This window comes from Brevundimonas sp. TWP2-3-4b1 (genome assembly GCF_049897665.1).
GTDB lineage: Bacteria > Pseudomonadota > Alphaproteobacteria > Caulobacterales > Caulobacteraceae > Brevundimonas > Brevundimonas subvibrioides_B.
In genome coordinates this window covers 37,653-56,555 of record NZ_JAFCWQ010000014.1, presented here as the reverse complement: position 1 = coordinate 56,555, position 18,903 = coordinate 37,653, and the positions used below count along the sequence as shown (strand labels likewise).

19 protein-coding genes are annotated in these 18,903 nt (G+C 67.3%); 10 read left to right on the top strand and 9 right to left on the bottom strand.

The window, feature by feature from the left end; translation table 11 throughout:
* Nucleotide 1: 1 nt before the first annotated feature.
* The 3 genes from rsmA (at nt 2) to ACP7A5_RS11665 (ending at nt 2,761) form a co-directional block, all read left to right on the top strand.
* On the top strand, nt 2-814 hold the full coding sequence (rsmA, locus tag ACP7A5_RS11675) for a 16S rRNA (adenine(1518)-N(6)/adenine(1519)-N(6))-dimethyltransferase RsmA (protein ID WP_426042075.1): 813 nt from the start codon (nt 2-4) through the stop codon (nt 812-814).
* A complete protein-coding gene (locus ACP7A5_RS11670) occupies nt 811-1,941 on the top strand; it encodes a pyridoxal phosphate-dependent aminotransferase (RefSeq protein WP_426042074.1) in 1,131 nt (376 codons plus the stop codon). Before rsmA ends, ACP7A5_RS11670 begins: the two co-directional genes overlap by 4 nt.
* A 289-nt stretch (nt 1,942-2,230) precedes the next feature.
* Nucleotides 2,231-2,761 (top strand): dihydrofolate reductase family protein, encoded by a 531-nt coding sequence (locus ACP7A5_RS11665; RefSeq protein WP_426042073.1) that lies wholly within the window; start codon nt 2,231-2,233, stop codon nt 2,759-2,761.
* Nucleotides 2,762-2,932: 171 nt separating this feature from the next.
* Here ACP7A5_RS11665 and gmk read toward each other — a convergent pair whose 3' ends face one another.
* The 8 genes from gmk to fabD form a co-directional block, all read right to left on the bottom strand.
* The gene (gene gmk / locus ACP7A5_RS11660) at nt 2,933-3,574 is read right to left on the bottom strand and encodes a guanylate kinase (RefSeq protein WP_426042072.1); all 642 of its coding nucleotides are present in this window, start codon (nt 3,572-3,574) and stop codon (nt 2,933-2,935) included.
* Nucleotides 3,564-4,430, bottom strand: coding sequence for a YicC/YloC family endoribonuclease (locus ACP7A5_RS11655; RefSeq protein WP_426042104.1), 867 nt, complete (start codon nt 4,428-4,430; stop codon nt 3,564-3,566). Before ACP7A5_RS11655 ends, gmk begins: the two co-directional genes overlap by 11 nt.
* 29 nt (nt 4,431-4,459) lie before the next feature.
* Nucleotides 4,460-5,638: an endolytic transglycosylase MltG gene (gene mltG, locus ACP7A5_RS11650; protein WP_426042103.1), complete on the bottom strand. Its 1,179-nt coding sequence runs from the start codon at nt 5,636-5,638 to the stop codon at nt 4,460-4,462.
* Between the two features lie 47 nt (nt 5,639-5,685).
* Nucleotides 5,686-6,966, bottom strand: coding sequence for a beta-ketoacyl-ACP synthase II (gene fabF / locus ACP7A5_RS11645; protein WP_426042071.1), 1,281 nt, complete (start codon nt 6,964-6,966; stop codon nt 5,686-5,688).
* Nucleotides 6,967-7,076: 110 nt separating this feature from the next.
* The gene (locus tag ACP7A5_RS11640; RefSeq protein WP_013270001.1) at nt 7,077-7,316 is read right to left on the bottom strand and encodes an acyl carrier protein; all 240 of its coding nucleotides are present in this window, start codon (nt 7,314-7,316) and stop codon (nt 7,077-7,079) included.
* A 202-nt stretch (nt 7,317-7,518) separates the two neighbouring features.
* Nucleotides 7,519-7,710 (bottom strand): hypothetical protein, encoded by a 192-nt coding sequence (locus ACP7A5_RS11635; RefSeq protein ID WP_426042070.1) that lies wholly within the window; start codon nt 7,708-7,710, stop codon nt 7,519-7,521.
* Nucleotides 7,710-8,450, bottom strand: coding sequence for a 3-oxoacyl-[acyl-carrier-protein] reductase (fabG, locus tag ACP7A5_RS11630; protein WP_426042069.1), 741 nt, complete (start codon nt 8,448-8,450; stop codon nt 7,710-7,712). The genes ACP7A5_RS11635 and fabG overlap by 1 nt, the downstream gene beginning before the upstream one ends.
* Nucleotides 8,451-8,633: 183 nt before the next feature.
* Entirely contained in the window at nt 8,634-9,578 is a 945-nt protein-coding gene (gene fabD, locus ACP7A5_RS11625; RefSeq protein WP_426042068.1) for an ACP S-malonyltransferase, read from the bottom strand.
* Nucleotides 9,579-9,761: 183 nt separating this feature from the next.
* Between fabD and ACP7A5_RS11620 the strand changes: the two genes are divergently transcribed.
* The 7 genes from ACP7A5_RS11620 (at nt 9,762) to ACP7A5_RS11590 (ending at nt 18,148) form a co-directional block, all read left to right on the top strand.
* The gene (locus tag ACP7A5_RS11620) at nt 9,762-11,798 is read left to right on the top strand and encodes a TonB-dependent receptor plug domain-containing protein (RefSeq protein WP_426042067.1); all 2,037 of its coding nucleotides are present in this window, start codon (nt 9,762-9,764) and stop codon (nt 11,796-11,798) included.
* A 187-nt stretch (nt 11,799-11,985) separates the two neighbouring features.
* Nucleotides 11,986-12,369, top strand: coding sequence for a 30S ribosomal protein S6 (rpsF, locus tag ACP7A5_RS11615; protein ID WP_303696101.1), 384 nt, complete (start codon nt 11,986-11,988; stop codon nt 12,367-12,369).
* A 14-nt stretch (nt 12,370-12,383) separates the two neighbouring features.
* On the top strand, nt 12,384-12,671 hold the full coding sequence (gene rpsR, locus ACP7A5_RS11610; RefSeq protein ID WP_303696100.1) for a 30S ribosomal protein S18: 288 nt from the start codon (nt 12,384-12,386) through the stop codon (nt 12,669-12,671).
* Nucleotide 12,672: 1 nt separating this feature from the next.
* Nucleotides 12,673-13,257 (top strand): 50S ribosomal protein L9, encoded by a 585-nt coding sequence (gene rplI, locus ACP7A5_RS11605; RefSeq protein ID WP_426042066.1) that lies wholly within the window; start codon nt 12,673-12,675, stop codon nt 13,255-13,257.
* Nucleotides 13,258-13,560: 303 nt separating this feature from the next.
* Nucleotides 13,561-16,023 (top strand): TonB-dependent receptor plug domain-containing protein, encoded by a 2,463-nt coding sequence (locus ACP7A5_RS11600; RefSeq protein ID WP_426042065.1) that lies wholly within the window; start codon nt 13,561-13,563, stop codon nt 16,021-16,023.
* A gap of 125 nt (nt 16,024-16,148) precedes the next feature.
* Nucleotides 16,149-16,529 carry a hypothetical protein gene (locus tag ACP7A5_RS11595; RefSeq protein ID WP_426042064.1) on the top strand — a complete coding sequence of 127 codons (381 nt, stop codon included), beginning with the start codon at nt 16,149-16,151 and terminating at the stop codon, nt 16,527-16,529.
* 122 nt (nt 16,530-16,651) lie between these two features.
* Nucleotides 16,652-18,148, top strand: coding sequence for a replicative DNA helicase (locus ACP7A5_RS11590; RefSeq protein ID WP_426042063.1), 1,497 nt, complete (start codon nt 16,652-16,654; stop codon nt 18,146-18,148).
* A 197-nt stretch (nt 18,149-18,345) separates the two neighbouring features.
* Here the strand turns inward: ACP7A5_RS11590 and dksA are convergent, their stop codons facing one another.
* Nucleotides 18,346-18,780, bottom strand: coding sequence for an RNA polymerase-binding protein DksA (gene dksA / locus ACP7A5_RS11585; RefSeq protein WP_426042102.1), 435 nt, complete (start codon nt 18,778-18,780; stop codon nt 18,346-18,348).
* Nucleotides 18,781-18,903 lie beyond the last annotated feature (123 nt).

Here is an 18,903-nt window from a genome sequence, read left to right as displayed (position 1 = left end):
GGTGACCGATCTCCCCCCCTTGCGCGAATCCCTCGAAGCCCACGGCCTGCTGGCCAGGAAGAGCTTCGGCCAGCATTTCCTGCTGGACCTCAACATCACGCGGAAGATCGTCCGCCTGGCCGGACCGTTCGAGGGTCGCGCCGTCATCGAGGTCGGCCCCGGCCCGGGCGGCCTGACCCGCGCCATCCTCGAGAGCGACGCCGGCAAGGTGGTGCTGATCGAGAAGGATCCGCGCTTCCTGCCGCTGCTGGCTGAGCTGGACACCGGCGACGGGCGGCTGACCATCGTCGAGGCCGATGCGCTGAAGGTCGATCAGGGGACGCTGGTCGAAGGCCCGGCCCATGTCCTTTCCAACCTGCCCTACAACGTCGGCACGCCCCTGCTGATCGACTGGCTGACGGGAGCGTGGACGCCCGTGGCCATGACCCTGATGTTCCAGAAGGAGGTCGCCGAGCGGATCGTGGCCGCGCCGGGGGACGACGCCTACGGCCGCCTGGCGGTCATCTCCCAGGCCGTGGCCGAAGTGAAGATCGTGATGCATCTGCCGGCCGCCGCCTTCACCCCGCCGCCCAAGGTCGCCTCGGCCGTCGTCCATGTCGTGCCTCGCGCCGACCGGCCCGACGTCGCGACCCTGAAGCGGCTGGAGCGGATCACGGCCGCCGCCTTCGGCCAGCGCAGGAAGATGCTGCGCTCCAGCCTGAAACAGCTGGGTGGCGGCGCCCTGTGCGAAGCCGCCGGGATCGACCCGGACGCCCGCGCCGAAGTCATCGACATCGCGGGCTTCCTTCGCCTCGCCGGAGCCCTCCAGTCGTGAGTGAGATCGAACCCTTCCGCGCCATCGCCATCAGCCGTCTGGCCCATGCCCTGAAGGCCGAGGGGCGGTCGGTGATCCACATGGAGTTCGGCCAGCCCTCGACCGGCGCCCCGCCCGCCGCCATCGCCGAGGCGCACCGCGTGCTCGACGCCGACAGCATGGGCTATTGGGAAAGCGCGCCGCTGAAGGCCCGCATCGCCCGGCTGTACGACGAGCGATATGGGGTCAGCGTCTCGCCCGACCAGCTGCTGCTGACCAACGGGGCCTCGCCGGCCCTGGTCCTGGGTCTGTCGTCGCGGTTCGCGCCCGGCGACCGGATCGCCATGGCCCGGCCCGGCTATGTCGCCTACCGCAACACGGTGAAGGCCCTGCGGATGGTCCCGGTGGAGATCGCCTGCGGACCCGACGAACACTACCAGCTGACCGCCGCCGCGCTTGATGCGCTGGAGCCTGCGCCCGCCGGGGTGATCATCGCCAGCCCGGCCAACCCGACGGGATCGGTGATCGCGGCCGAGGAACTGACCGCCATCGCCGAGGTCTGTGCGCGCAAGGGGATCCAGATCCTGTCCGACGAGATCTACCACGGCCTCAGCTACGTCGGGCCCCAGCCGTCGCTGCTGCAGTTCGCGCCCGGGGCCATGGTGATCAACAGCTTCTCCAAATACTGGAGCATGGCCGGGTGGCGGCTGGGCTGGCTGCTGGTCCCGCACGACCATATCGAGCGGGCCCGCGCCTACATCGGCAACCTGTTCCTGACCCCGCCGTCGCTGAGCCAGCACGCGGGCCTGGTCGCGATGGACCAGCACGCGGTGCTAGAGGGCCATATCGAGACCTATGCCCGCAACCGCGCCCTGATGCTGGAGGCCCTGCCGGCTCTGGGCCTGAAGTCGATCGCCCCGCCCGACGGCGCCTTCTACATCTGGGCCGACATCGGCCACCTGACCGACGACAGCGTGGCCTTCTGCGAGCAGCTTCTGAGAGACACCGGCGTGGCCACGGCGCCCGGCGTGGACTTCGATCCCGTCGACGGCCACCGCTTCATGCGCTCCAGCTTCGCCGTCTCGACGCCGGAGATCGAGGAGGCCCTGCGCCGCGTCACGCCGTGGTTCGAGGACCGGTCCGCCTGACGGCGAATTGCACTCCGAAAAAAACACAGTGCAAAAGTGCAAATCATTTAGTTACAATATGTTGTCTCACGTTTCTTACTTGCACAGTGCAAGAAATCTGGACTCTCCGCTCCTCTCGACGCCGCCTGCCCGCCCCATCCTGTCAAAGACCAAGGCCTGAGATGGCGAGGCGGACCGACGAGAGCAAGCTGTTGGTGTGAATTATTTCCTAGTTCGGCCGTGCCGCAGGCGCCGGCATGGACTCCGGTAAGCCTCGGGCTAATCTTTCGCCGCGCAGGGAGAGGGCGAGATGGCGAAGCTGATCTATGGTTTGAACCAGTCCCTGGACGGTTACGTGGACCACGAGCGCTTCGAGCCCGACGCCGTCCTGTTCCGCCACTTCATCGAGCACATGACCCGGGTGACGGGCAGCCTCTACGGCGGCCGGATGTACGAGATCATGCGCTACTGGGACGAGAATCAGCCCGGGTGGGACGATGCCGAGCGGGACTACGCCGGGGCCTGGCGCGACACCCCGAAATGGGTCGCGTCCCGGTCGCACACGTCGGTCGGTCCGAACGCGACGCTGCTGAAGGGCGACCTGGAGACGGCGATCCGCACGCTGAAGGCGGAACAGGACGGAGAGATCGCGGTCGCCGGACCGGCCCTGGCCGCGATCCTGATGCCGATGGGGCTGATCGACGCGTATCAGATCTATCTGCACCCGGTCGTGCTGGGCGACGGCACGCCCTTCTTCAAGGACGCCCGGCCGCCGCTGCGGCTCGTGGGAAACCAACCGATCGGCGAGTCGGTGGTCCGGCTGACCTACGTCCCGGCCTGATGGGGAAGGCTTCAGTCGCAGCCTTTTTCACCGTGCACCCCGGCGAAGGCCGGGGTCCAGATCACAGACCTGGTCGCCGGGATTTCGCACCGAGCATGGCAGGCAGGTCGGAGTTCGCCATCTGGACCCCGGCCTTCGCCGGGGTGCACGGAAAGAGAAAGGCGAGAGGCCCTAGACGGCCTCGGCCAGCAGGGCCGACTGGTAGTCGGCGACCCAGATGTTGCGGAACCGGCGGCTGCGTTCGGAGTGATAGATGTGGGCCAGCTCCGCATAGGAGCGGTCGAAGTCGTCGTTGACGAAGACGTAGTCGAAATCCGTGCAGTGCTCGATCTCGCCCTTGGCGTTGGCGATGCGGCGCTCGATGACGTCGTCGGCGTCCTGCGACCGGGTCACCAGACGGCGCTTCAGCTCTTCAAGGCTGGGCGGCAGGATGAAGACCCTCACGGCGTCTTCCGGGCACTTCGTCGCGATATCGCGCGCGCCCTGCCAGTCAATGTCGAACAGCACGTCACGACCTTCGGCGAGGGCCTTGTCGATCGGCGCGCGCGGGCTGCCGTAGCGCGAGCCGTGGACGTCGGCCCATTCCAGGAAGGCGTCGGCGTCGATCAGGCTCTGGAAGTCTTCCGGCGAGACGAAGTGATAGTCGCGGTCGGCCACCTCGCCCGGGCGGATGCCGCGCGTGGTCATCGAGACCGACAGCTCCAGCCCGCCATGGTCGGCCATCAGCCGCCGGCACAGCGACGTCTTGCCGGCCCCCGAGGGGCTGGCGACGATCAGGAGGACGCCCCGACGGGGCGTGCGTTCATTCGACATTCTGTACTTGCTCTCGAAGCTGTTCGATGACCGCTTTCAGGTCCAGGCCTGTGGCGGTCAGCGCGGTCGTAGCCGATTTCGAACAGAGGGTGTTCGCCTCGCGCATGAACTCCTGCATCAGGAAGTCCAATTTGCGGCCCGAGGGCGGTTGATCCAGCAGGGCGCGAGCGGAGGCGACGTGTGCGGTCAGCCGGTCCAGTTCTTCGCGCACGTCCGCTTTCGTCGCGAGCGCGGCGGCCTCCAGCACGATCCGGTCTTCAAGCCCCGGCGCGTCGAGCGCCAGTTCGGCCATGCGGCGGGCGAAGCGTTCGCGGACGGCTTCCGTCTGGGCGGCGGCCCCGGTCTCGGCCGTGGCGACGAGGCTCTCGATGCGGGAGACGAAGTCCTCGATCACGGGCCGCAACTGGGCGCCCTCGCGCTCGCGGGAGATCTTCAGCGCATCGAGCGCCTGTTCGACGGTGGCGGCCATGGCGGCCTCGATCGGGGCGCGCGCCTCGGGATCTTCAGCCTCCTCGTCGATATCCAGCACACCGCGCAGGGCCAGCAGGCCGTCGGCGGACGGCGGCGTCGCCCCCTCCTCCGCCAGCTGGTTGGCGAGCTGAAAATATCGGGCCAGAACGGCCTCGTTGACCTTGAAGGCCGAGGCGTCGCCCTGCGCGCGGCGCGCCTGGATGCCGATCGTGACCTGGCCCCGGCTCAGACGCGCCTGACCGGCCGCCTTGGCGAGCCGCTCGAGGTTGTCGAAGCCATTCGGGCCCCGGAAGCGGACCTCCAGATTGCGACCGTTGACCGAGCGCGCCTCGACCGACCAGGTCCAGCCGTCGAGGGCGCCGTCGGCCCGGCCGAAGCCGGTCATTCCGGACAGGATGGGGCCTGACGACACGCTCACGGTCCGTTCGCCGGAACCGGCGGTGTGGTCGCAGGGGGCGTGGGACGCAGGGTCCGCGACGGCGTCACCGTTCCGGGCGCCTGCATGGTGATCACGGCCTCGCCGGTCACGGTGGGCGGGGCCACCGCCGCGCCTTCCGGCGCGCCCTGTCCGGGCGGCGGGGCGCCGGGAACCGCGCCGGGCGGCAGGGTCTCGGCCGGCGGGGCCTTGCCCGCCTCGATCGCCCGCCAGCGCGACACGTTCATCAGATGCTCTTCATAGGTCCGGGCGAAGGCGTGGCCGCCCGTCCCGTCAGCGACGAAGAACAGGTCCTGCGTCGCCGGCGGATTGAGCACCGCCTCCAGCGCCTGACGCCCTGGATTGGCGATCGGCGTCGGCGGCAGGCCGTCGATCAGATAGGTGTTCCAGCCCGTGTCGCGCTGCAGCTCCGACAGACGGATGCCGCGTCCCAGCGGACGGCCTTTGGTGATGCCGTAGATGATGGTGGGGTCGCTCTCCAGACGCATGCCGAGACGCAGCCGGTTCGAAAACACGGCCGCCACGCGGGGCCGCTCGCGGGCCAGCCCGGTCTCCTTCTCCACAACAGACGCCAGGATCACGGCCTCCTCGGGGGTGCGGACCACCGTATTCGGGCTGCGGGTGGCCCAGAGGCGGGCGAGGTTGTCGGCGGCGTCGCGCTGCATGCGCGCGATCACCGAGGCCCGCGTCTCGCCGCGCGAGACCTCATAGGTGTCGGCCCACAGGGAGCCTTCCTCAGGCACTTCGTCGATGGTCCCGGTCAGGATCGCCTCGGCATTCAGGATGTCCACCGCCTGAGCCGAGGACCAGCCCTCGGGGATGGTCACGAAATGGCGCACCACCCGCCCGTCGGTCAGCAGGCCGATGACGGCCTTCAGCGAGGCGCGGGCCGGCACTTCGTACTCGCCGGCGCGCAGTCGACGATCCGCCCCGGTCAGGGTGGCGGCGGCCTTGAACATGTCGACGGACCGGATCACGCCGGCGCGCTTCAGCGTCGCGGCGATGGCCGAGACGCCCGACCCGGACGGGAGGGTGACCACCGTCGTGTCGCCTTCGCGCGCCGTCGGTCCGGGCGCGTAATAGACGCTCCACCCCCAGCCCAGAGCCGCGATCAGGAACAGGCTGAAGGTCGCGGACGCCGCCAGCAGCGCCGCCATCAGACCCGGCCGTTGCCGCTTCGGCGCCCCCCCGGCGTTCGCCACGGTCAGGCCACCTTGCGGAAGATGATGGAGGCGTTGGTGCCGCCGAATCCGAAGCTGTTGGACATGGCCACATCGATCTCCATCGGCTTGCCCCTGTGTGGCACGAGATCGATGGCGGTTTCGTGTTCCGGGTCATCGAGGTTGATCGTCGGCGGCGCGATCTGGTCGCGGATGGCCAGGATGCTGAACACCGCCTCGATGGCCCCGGCGGCGCCGAGCAGGTGGCCGGTCATCGACTTGGTCGAGGACATGGCCATGTCCTTGGCGTGATCGCCGACCAGCCGCTCGACCGCGCGCAGCTCGATCCAGTCGGCCATGGTCGAGGTGCCGTGGGCATTGACGTAGTCGATGTCCTCGACCGCGATCCCGGCCCGTTTCACCGCCGCCTTCATGGCGCGATAGGCGCCGTCGCCGTCCTCGGACGGGGCGGTGATGTGCCAGGCGTCGCCCGACATGCCGTAGCCGATGACCTCGGCGTAGATCTTCGCGCCGCGCGCCCTGGCGTGTTCGTATTCCTCGAGGATGACGACCCCGGCGCCCTCGCCCATGACGAAGCCTGCATGACCCCGGTCATAGGGGCGCGAGGCCTTCTCCGGCGTGTCGTTATAGGCGGTGCAGAGGGCCTTGCAGGCGAGGAAGCCGGCGATACCGAGCGGCACGATGGAGCTCTCGGCCCCGCCCGCCACCATCACATCGGCATCGTCCAGCATGATCATCCGCGCCGCGTCGCCAATAGCGTGCACGCCGGAGGCGCAGGCCGTCACGACGGCGTGGTTCGGCCCCTTCAGGCCGTGGCGGATCGAAATCTGGCCGCTGGCCAGGTTGATCAGGGCCGAGGGGATGAAGAAGGGGCTGACCCGGCGCGGACCGGATTCGGCCAGGATCGCCGCGCTTTCGGCGATGGGACCCAGGCCGCCTATGCCGGCCCCCATGATGACGCCGGTGCGTTCCTTGTCCTCGTCCGTGTCGGGATGCCAATTGGCGTCGTTCAGAGCTTCGTCGGCCGCTGCGATGCCGAACAGGATGAAGTCGTCGACCCGCTTCCGTTCCTTGGGCGTCATGATCGCGTCGGGATCAAAGCTGCCGGGGATGTCGGGCCCGCCCCCGCCGCGACCGTCCACGCTCGGAACCTCGCCCGCGATGGTGCAGCCGAAGCCCTCGGTATCGAAGGCCGTGATCTGTCGGATGCCGGAACGGCCCTCGAGGATGCCTTTCCAGCTCAAATCGACCCCGTTGCCCAGGGGCGTGACAAGGCCGAGACCGGTAACGACGACGCGACGCATGATGTCGGGCTCCAGCTCCGCGAATCCTGAATCAGAAACAGTAATGGCCGCCGGGCCTCTCCGCTAGGAGGGCCGGGCGGCCATTGACTGCCGGCTGAGCCGACCGAGGCTTAGGCCGCGGTCTTCTCGTCGATGAACTTCACCGCGTCGCCGACGGTCTGAATGTGTTCGGCGGCGTCGTCGGGGATCTCGATATCGAACTCTTCTTCGAAGGCCATGACCAATTCGACGTTGTCGAGCGAGTCAGCGCCCAGGTCGTCGATGAAGCTGGCCTTTTCGGTGACCTTGTCCGGATCGGCGTCCAGGTGGTCGATGACGATCTTGCGGACGCGTTCCAGGGTGTCGGACATGTGTGTCTCTGCCTTCTAGAGCCGCCGGAGCGGCGTATGGTGGTCTTGCCGTCTCACGACGGCTCCGCTTGCGCAAGAGGCAACGCCTCACTGGCCCAACCGGTTGCCCGGCCTTTAGCACACCCCTCGGCGAGGGAAATAGGTGTGAACTCTCATTGATGGGCGATCGCGCGGTCGCGCGACCTGAGCCCGAGGGCTTTGATCAGCGGCGGAGGTTGACCCACCACGCCAGGGCGCTGCCCGCCACGGCCATAGGCGCGCCGTATGCCGCCCAGATGATCTGGCCGGTCATGAAACTGCCCGGCAGGATGTTCAGTCCCTGCAACACCCAGATGACGCCGACCAGCAGCAGCGGACCGCTGAGGATGGTGGCGAGGTAGCGCAGCGCGATCATCAGATCATCGCCATGCCGCCGTTCACGTGCAGCGTCTGCCCCGTGACATAGGCGGCTTCGTCGGACGACAGATAGACGGCGGCGGCGGCGATCTCGTCGCCCGTGCCCAGACGCCCGGCCGGGATGTTGCGCAGGATGCCCTCACGCTGCTGCTCGTTCAGCACGTCGGTCATCGGCGAGGTGATGAAGCCCGGGGCGATGCAGTTCACAGTGATGCCGCGGCTGCCGACCTCCTGGGCCAGGGATTTGGAAAAGCCGATCATCCCGGCCTTGGACGCCGCATAGTTGGTCTGGCCGGCGTTTCCGGTGACGCCGACCACAGAGGTGATGCCGATGATCCGGCCCGAACGGCGCTTCATCATCCCCTTCATGACGGCGCGCGACAGGCGGAAATAACTCTCCAGATTGACGGTGAGGACGGACTGGAAATCCTCATCCTTCATCCGCATCAGCAGGCCGTCCCTGGTGATGCCCGCGTTGGCGACCAGGATATCGAGAGGAGCACCCGCCACGGCCTCCGCCGCCGCCACGAGGCCATCGACCGAGGTCGGTTCCGACAGGTTCGCGGCCGAGAAGGTCGCACGGTCCCCAAGCTCCGCCGCCAGTTGCGCCAGAGCGGCCTCGCGCGTGCCGGACAGCACGACGGTGGCCCCCTGCGCGTGCAGGGCGCGGGCCACGGCTCCGCCAATACCGCCCGTAGCGCCGGTGACGAGGGCGGTCTTGCCTGTGAGGTCGAACATTTGAGTCTCCCTGTCCCTTCTCCCCCTGCGGGAGAAGGTGGCCCGGAGGGCCGGATGAGGGGTCACGCGGACCTCTCCGTTTGGGTTTCGAGGGATCACTGGAAAGACCAGCGTGACCCCTCATTCGTCAGCCCCCGATCAAGTCGGAGGGCTGCCACCTTCTCCCGCAAGGGGAGAAGGAAATCAAAGCGACTTCGCGAAAGCCTCGATGTCTTCGGGGCTGTTGAGCGCCAGGCTCTCGGCGTCCGGCGCGATGCGCTTGGCCATGCCGGTCAGGACCTTGCCGGAGCCGATCTCGACGAAACGGGTCACGCCCCCTTCGGTCGCCATCCACTCCATAGACTCGCGCCAACGGACGCGACCGGTGACCTGTTCGACCAGCAGGCGACGGATCGCAGCGGCGTCGGTTTCAGGCCGGGCGGTGATGTTGGCCACGAGCGGCACGACGGGAGAGACCAGCGAGGCCGCCGCCAGGGCGGTCGCCATCTCGTCGGCGGCGGGCTGCATCAGCGGACAGTGGAAGGGCGCCGAGACGTTCAGCGGGATGGCCCGCGCGCCCAGTTCCTTGGCCTTTTCGATGGCGCGATCGACGGCGGCCTTCTCGCCCGAGATGACGACATTTCCGTTGTTGTTGTCGTTGGCGACGACGCAGACCCCGACCTCGGCGCCCGCCGCAGCGGCGGCTTCGGCCAATGCGAGGTCGGTTTTCGGCCCGATGAGGGAGGCCATGGCCCCCTGCCCCACGGGCACGGCGCGCTGCATGGCCTGGCCGCGCAGTTTCAACAGGCGGGCGGTGTCGGTCAGCGACAGGGCGCCCGCCGCCGCCAAGGCCGAATATTCGCCCAGCGAATGGCCGGCGACGAAGGCGGCGCGATCCACGGAGACGCCGAACTCCTTGTCCAGCACCCGCATGACGGCCAGGGACACGGCCATCAGGGCCGGCTGGGCGTTCTCGGTCAGGGTCAGCTGGTCCTCGGGTCCGTTGCGCATCAGGCCGGACAGATCCTGTCCCAGGGCCTGATCGATCTCGGCGAACACGTCCCGCGCCGATCCGAAGGCGTCGGCCAGCGCCGCCCCCATGCCGACCGCCTGGCTGCCTTGTCCGGGGAACAGGAGGGCGAGGGTCATCGATAGGGTCCGTGGTCAGTGTGAGAAGTGCGGAGGGGTAGGCCAACCGGTCCACCGGCTCAAGACCGACGACAACCTGCAAGCGTCGCCGTTGATCGGACACAATCGCCATCAACCTAGAGTTCAGGCTGAGATTCCTGGGGGCGTTGCATGACTGTTGGACGAAAGAGCGCGTGCGCGCTGGTGGGTGCAGCCGTCCTGGCCTTTACCCCTGGCGTCCCGAGCACCGCCCAGGCTCAGGCCGCCGCAGCCACCGCCGATCCCAACGTCACCGCCTATCCAGCAGCCTTCTTCACCGAGTTCCGGCCCATCACGGCCCTGGACATGACCGGGCGCATTCCGGGTTTCCAGTTTGACGGTGGCACGTCGGGCCGAGGCTTCGCCGGAACCGTCGGCAACATCCTGATCGACGGCGAACGCCCGCCGGTCCGCAGCGATTCCCTTCAGTCCATCCTGTCTCGTATACCGGCCGCCCAGGTCGTTCGCATCGACATCGTTCGAGCGGGCGCCGGCGGTATCGACATGCAGGGCAAGGCGGTCGTGGCCAACGTGATCCGCAGCCCTGACGGCGGCGTGTCCGGCTCCGTTTCCGCCAGCGTTACGAACAACACCCAAGGCCGCCTCCAGCCCAATCTGAACCTGCAAGCCCGCCGCCAGTGGGACGGCCGATCGCTGGAAGCCTCGCTCAGCGCCTATCAGGGATCGGGCGACGACGAGGGCATCCGCGAGCGTCGATCGCCGACCGGCGAACTGTTGCTGCTCGCCCGTAGTCAGGGTGTCTTCGACTTCCACGGCGTCTCGGGCACGACCGTCTACGAAGGGCCGTTCGCCGGCGGGCGCATCCGCCTGAACGGCCTCATCGACGTCAATGGCAGCGGCTATGAGGGCAGCGACCTGCTGATCGTCCCATCCGGTCGTGAAACCTCCCTGTCGGACAGCGCCCAGACCAAGGGGGAGATCGGTCTGCGCTGGACCCGCAGCCTGCCCCTTGGCATGACGCTGGAGGTTCTCGGCTCGCAACAGCTGATCGACAACGACAGCACAGGTTCCTACGAGACCCCCGAATTCACCTCCGCCACGGTCAGCGATGGCAGGCGTGGGGAAAGCATCGGTTCGGGCTCTCTGAAATTCGCCTCGCTCGCCACTCCCTACGGCTCGATCGACTTCGAAGCCGGGTCCGAGATCGCCTTCAACTTCGTCGAGAGCGGCACGGCCTATCGGTTCGACGGCTTGCCCCTGCTGCTTCCGGGCGACGACACGCGGGTCGAGGAACTGCGCAGCGAGAGCTTTGTCTCCGGCGTCTGGACGCCGCGCGATAATCTCAGCGTCACCGGCGCGCTCCGGTACGAACGGTCCCGCATCACCGCGACCGGCAGCGCGGGCGCGGCCGAAACCGACCTCAACTTCCTGAAGCCCCGCCTGAACATCGCCTGGACGCCCGCCGCCGGGCACCAGTTGGCCTTCAAGCTGGAACGCAATGTCGATCAGCTCTCCTTCGGCGCGTTCCAGGCCTCCGCCGCCTTCTCGACCGGCGTCTTCGGGCGCGGAAACCCGGACATCCGTCCGGCCCAGATCTGGCTGACCCAGGCGCGCTATGAGCGGGTTTTCGGTCGCCAAGGGTCCTTCGTCGCCGAACTGACGCACGAGGCCTTCGACGACCTCCTGGGCCAGGTCGTCATTCTGGAAACCCCGCCCGGCGAGACCATGCCGCGTCTGTACAACATCACCCGAAACGTCGGCACGGCGAGGCGCGAGACGGCCAAATTCACCGGTCGCCTGCCGCTGGACAGCTACGGCATGGGCGGCGGGGTCGCCTCGGCGTCGCTTCAGCTTCGCCAGTCCGAGACGGTGGACCCCGTCACGTTCGTGGATCGCCGCCTATCCAACGAACAGCCCGTGGTCGTGAGCCTGGGACTTGGCCAGAATCTGGTCAGCCAGCGCATCAACTGGAGCCTCAACGCGTCCAGCGGCCAGTCCACGCGCAACTACGGTCCGCGCGCCCTGGTGCGGTCCCGCAGCCAGCCCAGCTTCAGCGCGGGCCTGAGTTGGCGACCCGATGATCGTCTCAGTCTCAGCGGCGGGCTGAACGTGTCCGGCGGTTCGGAGGGCGCGTTCATCTTCTTTGCCACGCCCCGCGATCGTGGCGTGCCCGTCTATTCCGAAACCTCGCGCTCCGAAGGCACGATCAGCGCCTATGTCAGCGCGCGCAGGAGCTTCTGAGCCACGCAGGCCTTCGTCCTTGCCCGATCGCCCCTTTTCCCCTATACGCGCCCGCTTTCCAGGGCTTCGGTCCTGTCGCGGAACACCAAAGGGTTCGGGAAGTCATCCCGGCCGCCGCTGCAGGATCCATCGTGGTTCGGACTTACCCGGTCCGTCCGCGCCGACGCCCTACAAGGGAGACTGCACTATGGCTCTTTACGAGCACACGGTCATGTCGCGCCAGGATATCAGCGCGCAACAGGCCGAAGCCCTCAACGACACCATCAAGGACCTCATCGTGGCCGGCGGCGGATCCGTCGCCAAGATCGAGTACTGGGGCCTGCGCAACCTGACCTACCGGGTCAAGAAGAACCGCAAGGCTCACTATTCCCTGCTGGCCATCGACTGCCCGCCCCCCGCCATGGCCGAAGTCGAGCGTCAGCTCGGCATCAACGAGGACGTGCTGCGCTGGCTGACGGTCAAGGTCGAGGAACTCGATCTGGAACTGTCGCCCCTGCTGGCCCGCCGCGAGCGTGAGCGCGAGCGTGACCGCGAGCGTACGCCGCGTGAAGACGCCGAAGTGGCCGCGTAAGGAGATCTGGACCCATGACTGACACCACCTCCCCCTCCGCCAACGTTCCCGGCACCCCTGCCGGCTCGGGCGGCTCCGGCCGTCGTCCCTTCTATCGTCGTCGCAAGGTCTGCCCGTTCTCGGGCGAAGGCGCGCCGAAGATCGACTACAAGGACGTCAAGCTGCTGCAGCGCTACATTTCCGAACGCGGCAAGATCGTGCCTTCGCGCATCACCGCCGTGTCCCAGATCAAGCAGCGCGAACTGGCCAAGGCCATCAAGCGCGCCCGCTATCTGGCCCTCCTGCCTTACGTGGTGAAATAAGATGAAGGTCGTTCTGCTCGAACGCGTCGAGAACCTCGGCGCCATCGGCGACGTCGTCACTGTCAAGGACGGTTTCGCCCGTAACTTCCTCCTGCCCCGCGAGAAGGCGCTCCGCGCCACCTCGAAGAACCTGGAGAAGTTCGAACTGGACCGCGTCGCCATCGAGGCGCGCAACGAACGCAACAAGACCGACGCCGGCGCGATCGCCTCGAAGATCGACGGCCAGGTCTATGTGATGATCCGTCAGGCCGGCGAAACCGGCCAGCTGTACGGTTCGGTCGGCGGCCGCGACGTCATGGAGGCCATCCAGGCCGAGGGCGGCAAGGTCGAACGTTCGCAGATCGTGCTCAACACCCCGATCAAGACCCTGGGGATGCACGTCGTGCCGGTTCGCCTGCACGCCGAGGTCTCCGCCACGGTCACGATCAACGTCGCGCGCTCGGCTGATGAAGCCGAACGTCAGGCCAAGGGCGAGGACGTGATCAAGTCGGCCTACGAGGAGGACCGCACCGCGGCCGCCGAACAGGCTCGCGACATGGTCGAGGGCGGCGCCGGTCAACAGGACGGTCTCGGCTCCGAGGCCTGATCCTGAAGATCGGTTCGTCGAGCCGATAGAGACGCTAAAGGGCGTGTCCTCCGGGCACGCCCTTTTTGCTGCAAGCGAACCGAACTATGTCAAAATTGCAACGAGGGCAGTCGCTTGCATTAACACACGCTTGACCACGCAGCCCGACGCACCCAGCTTGCATTATAGGGGGCGTCCGCGCTGGTCCGCGCAATATTCTTGCGTAGCCGGTCGGCCGATAACCACGCGGCGGTCAACGCCGGACATCCGACCACATCTTGCGCGCCACGCGTCCCGCGTCGGCCCCATCTCGTCAGGCTCGTCATGCACCTCAGAATTTCCCGCTCCGTCCTTCTCGGCTTCAGCTCCGCGACGACCCTGCTCGCCTGCCCGATCGCGGCGATGGCCCAGACGGCGCCTCAGGACGCGACTGCGGTCGACGAGATCATCGTCACCGGCACGCGCACCGTGGGCCGCACGCGTCTCGACTCGGTCGCCCCGGTCGATGTGATCTCCGGCGAGGTCCTGACGCGCCAGGGTGCCGGCACCGAGCTGGCTGCGGCGCTCGCCGCCACCGCCCCGGCCATCAACTTCCCCCGTCCCGCCATCTCGGACGGTTCGGACCACGTCCGCCCGGCGACGCTGCGGGGCCTCGCCCCCGACCAGACCCTGGTCCTGATCAACGGCCAGCGCGGCCACGTCGCCGCCCTGGTCAACGTCAACGGCAACCTCGGTCGCGGATCGACCGCGTTCGATCTGAACACCATCCCGGCGATCACCCTCGGCAGCGTCGAAGTCCTGCGTGACGGCGCCTCGGCCCAGTACGGCGCCGACGCCATCGCCGGCGTCATCAACCTGCGTCTTCGCGAGGCCAACTCCGGCGGCGGCCTGACGGCCGTCTACGGCGTCTATGACACCAAGTTCGATACCGCCCGCGGCTCGCACGACCGCCATGACGGCGAGCAGGTCTCCCTCGCAGGCTGGATCGGCCTGCCTCTGGGCGAAGACGGCTTCCTGACCATCTCCGGTGAAGTGCAGGAACGTGATCCCACCAACCGCTCCGACTTCGCTGCTCCGGGGAGCGTCTCCAACGGCTCGTCCACCACGGTCATCGGCCGATTCGGCGATCCGAAGACGAGCGCCCAGTCAATCTGGTTCAACGCCGGCAACACCCTGGCCAATGGCTGGGAAGCCTACGCCTTCGGCGGCTACCAGCACCGCGATTCCGAGGCCGCCGCCACGGCCCGCGCCTTCAACAACGCCAACAACGTCCTGGCCATCTACCCGACCGGCTTCCTGCCGGTGATCGCCGCCGGGATCGACGACTACAACCTGTTCGGCGGCTTCAAGGGCGAGGCCGCCGGCATCGATTGGGACTTCTCGGTCGGCTACGGCAGCAACGAGTTGGACTACAACGTTCTCAACACCGTCAACGCCTCCTACGGCGCAGCGTCCAAGACCTCGTTCGACGCCGGCGGTCTGGCCTATGACCAGGTGACCCTCTCGATCGACGGTGTGAAGCAGGTCGAGGCCAACCTGTTCGAACCGCTGAACGTCGCGTTCGGCGTCGAATATCGCCGCGAGTCGTTTGACGTGCACGCCGGTGAGCCGCAGTCCTACAACAAGGGCCCGCTCAACGCAGGCGCAGGCGCCCAGGGCTTCCCGGGCTTCCAGCCGTCCAACGTCGTCAATGAAGAGCGTAGCAACGTCAGCGCCTACATCGACCTCGAAGGCCGTCTGTCCGAGTCGGTCACCATCGGCGCCGCCGCACGTTACGAGGATTATTCCGACTTCGGCGACACCCTGACCGGCAAGCTGTCAGCCCGCTGGGACGCCAACGAGCATTTCGCCCTGCGCGGCGCGATCTCGACCGGCTTCAAGGCTCCGGCCCTGCAGCAGCAGTTCTTCAGCTACGTCGCCACCAACCTGGTCACCACTGTGGTCGGCGGCGTGCCCGTCACTTCCCTGGTCCAGGCCGGCTCGTTCCGGGTCAACGACCCGGTCGCCATCGCCCTCGGCTCGGCGCCGCTGCAGCCGGAACACTCGGCCAATTTCTCGGCCGGCTTCGTTCTGCGGAACGGCGGGTTCGAGCTGACGGTCGACGCCTACCGGATCGATATCGAGGACCGGATCATCTACTCCGAGACGCTCGGCCTGACCCGTCCCAGCCAGTCGGCGGCGACCACCAGCGCCACCCTGGCCCTGCTGGCGCCCTTCGGCGTGACCGGCGCACGCTTCTTCCTGAACGGCGTCAACACCTCGACCAACGGCGTGGACGTCGTGGCCCGCTACCGCACCAACCAGGACTTCGGTCAGTTCACCTTCACGGGCGCCGCGAACTTCAACGCGACCGAGATCACGGACCTGGCCTCGATTCCCTCGACCGTCGCCATTCCAACCTCGCCGGGCTATCTGTTCGACCGCGCCAACCAGCTATCGTTCACGGACGGCACGCCGAAGCGCAAGGTCGTCGGCAGCGTCGACTGGAGTCTGGGTGACTTCTCGGCCACGGCGCGCGCGACCTATTACGGCAGCGTCCTGATCGCCAACAACACATCGACCCTGGACTATCAGGCCGGCGACGCGACCCTGATCGATCTGGAAGGCCGCTACACCTTCCCGATGGGCGTCACGGCCGCCGTAGGTGTCAACAACCTGACGGACGAGTATCCGAACTTCACGCCGTCCGCGAACAACGGCGGCACGGGTTCAGTGGGCTTCCCCGGCTTCTCGCCCTACGGCTTCAACGGCCGCTTCCTGTTCGCCCGCGTGAGCTACAACTTTTAGCGGCCTCTCCACAACGAGGGCTGGAACGGCGCGGGGAGCGATCCTCGCGCCGTTTGTCGTTGGGACGTCATGATTTGGCCACTACCGCACGGCGAACTGCAGAGCTCAAACTGGAGGGGGTCCGCATGAAATCCGTCGTCGCCGCCGCGTTTGTGGCGTGCACCCTGCTGTGCGCCGGTTCGGTGAACGCGCAGGCCAGAAACCTCGACGTCTTCGTCACCGAAGCCAATCGTGTGCCGCTGAACCCGACCTCGGCCCTGCGCTCCGACGCACGCCGGCTGATGGGGGAGGCCAACACCGCCTTCAGGACTGTCGCTGCCGAGGTGCGCACCGCTCGCGAGGCAGGACGCACGCCGCCATTCTGTCCCCCCGAAAGCATTTCGGTGAACCCGCGGCAGCTGCTGGCCCATCTCAACTCCATCCCCCAGACGCGCCGCGTCCGCATGACACCGACCGACGGCATCCGCGCCTGGATGGTCTCGCGCTATCCCTGCCCCGCCGTCTGATCGCCGCCTGAACTGATCCGTCTAGGGATTTTCCAGCGGTCCACAGTCGGTCCCAAACCATCCCCGTTGACGGGTGCGTCCGGGCCTGTCGCAGGGGCGTGGGACGGGTAAGCGTTAACCCGATGAACGCTTTCTCTCCCTTTGCCCCCTCCGATCCATTTGGGGCCGTCGCGATTCCGTCGCTGCCTCATAACCTTGAGGCCGAACAGGCGCTGCTGGGCGCCCTGATGTTCGACAACGCCATCTTCGAGCGGCTCAGCGATCGCCTGCGCGGCCAGCACTTCTACGAGCCCTTCCACCAGCGGCTCTACGACGCGATCGAGGACCATATCCGCCAGGGCATGCTGGCCGAGCCGACCATCCTGATGGAACGGTTCAAACAGGACCCGGCCTTCGCCGAGTTCGGCGGCCTGCGCTATCTGGCCGACCTGATGGACCGCGCCCCCCTGGGCGCCAACGCGCCGGACTATGCCCGTGTGGTCTATGATCTGGCCCTGCGCCGCGACCTGATCCGCGTCGGCGGCGACATCGTCAGGGACGCCCCCAACCCCGAGACCGCCGCCATCGACCAGATCGAGCAGGCGGAACTGACCCTGTATTCGCTGGCCGAGACCGGCGCGCCCTCGTCCGGGTTTGTCAGCTTCTCGACCGCCCTCGCCGGCGCCGTCCAGATGGCGGGCGAGGCCTATCAGCGGGACGGCAAGCTGGCCGGTCTGGCGACCCATCTGGACGATCTGGATTCGAAGCTCGGCGGCATGCACCCGTCCGACCTGCTGATCCTCGCGGGCCGTCCGTCGATGGGCAAGACGGCGCTGGCGACCAACATCGCCTTCAACGTGGCCCGCAACTACCGCTGGGAGCCGACGCCGGACGGCCGCAAGACGGTCTCCGGCGGCGTGGTCGCCTTCTTCTCGCTGGAAATGAGCGCCGAACAGTTGGCCATGCGGATTCTGGCCGATGCCTCCGGCGTGTCCTCCGACCGCCTGCGCAAGGGCGAGATCGACGCCTCCGACTTCGGCAAGGTGCGCGACGCCGCCATCGAGATCGGTGAAAGCCCCCTCTACATCGACGCCACCGGCGGTCTGGCCATCTCCAAACTGGCCGCCCGCGCACGGCGCCTGAAGCGGATGGAGCAGGGCCTCGACCTGATCATCGTCGATTACCTCCAGCTCATCACCGTCGGCGACGGCAATGCGCAGAAGAACCGGGTGCAGGAGGTGTCCGAGATCACCGGCGGCCTGAAGGCCCTGGCCAAGGAGCTGAACCTGCCGATCATCGCCCTGTCGCAGCTGTCGCGTCAGGTCGAGAACCGCGAGGACAAGCGGCCACAGCTGTCAGACCTGCGCGAGTCGGGCTCGATCGAGCAAGACGCCGACTGCGTCATGTTCGTCTATCGCGAAAGCTACTATCTGGGCCGCACCGAGCCGCGCGAAGGCACGGAAGAGCACCTGAAATGGCAGGAGGACATGGACCTTCTGGAACACCAGGCGGAGGTCGTCATCGGCAAGCAGCGCCACGGCCCGATCGGCATCGTGAAACTGAGCTTCGACGCCGACACCACCCGCTTCGGCAATCTGGCCCGCAGCGGCTATGGCAACTTCAGCGACATTCCGGAGTAGGTGTTCGTTCCCTCTCCCCCTTGCGGGAGAGGGAAATCGCGCACGGCGGCGAAGCCGTCGTTCTGGCGCGATCGGGTGAGGGGTGACACCGGCGGCCGGGTGTTTCGGCACAGACGATTGGTGAGGTCAGCGTGACCCCTCATCCGACTTCGCTTCGCTCAGCCACCTTCTCCCGCAGGGGGAGAAGGAAGAGGCGGTCACTCGTCCCGGTGAACGCGTTCGCGGCGCTCATGGCGTTCCTGGGCTTCAACGGACATCGTCGCGGTCGGACGGGCTTCCAGCCGCCCGAGACCGATCGGTTCGCCCGTCTCCTCGCAATAGCCGTAGGAGCCGTCCTCGATCCGACGCAGGGCATCCTCGATCTTGGAGATCAGCTTGCGCTGTCGGTCGCGGGTGCGGAGTTCCAGCGCGCGGTCCGAGGCCGACGAGGCCCGATCCAGCAGATCCGGATGGTTCTCCGTCTCGGCCTTCAGGTTGACCACGGTGCCTTTGGATTCGCGCAGGATGTCATCCCGCCACGCCATGAGCTTGTGCTTGAAATAGGCGAGCTGACGTTCATTCATGAACGGCTCGTCGTCGGAAGGTCGGTAGGCGACCGGTTCGTCAGACACGATCGAGGCCAATGCGGTCATCATCGCACTCACACTCTAGAACAACGCCCCCCATGGCGCTTGCAGGCGTATAGGCAGGCTGGAGAGTCGCGGCAACCGTGTTCGCGCGTCCGTGATCGCGGCAATGCTTCGTTCGCCCCGGCA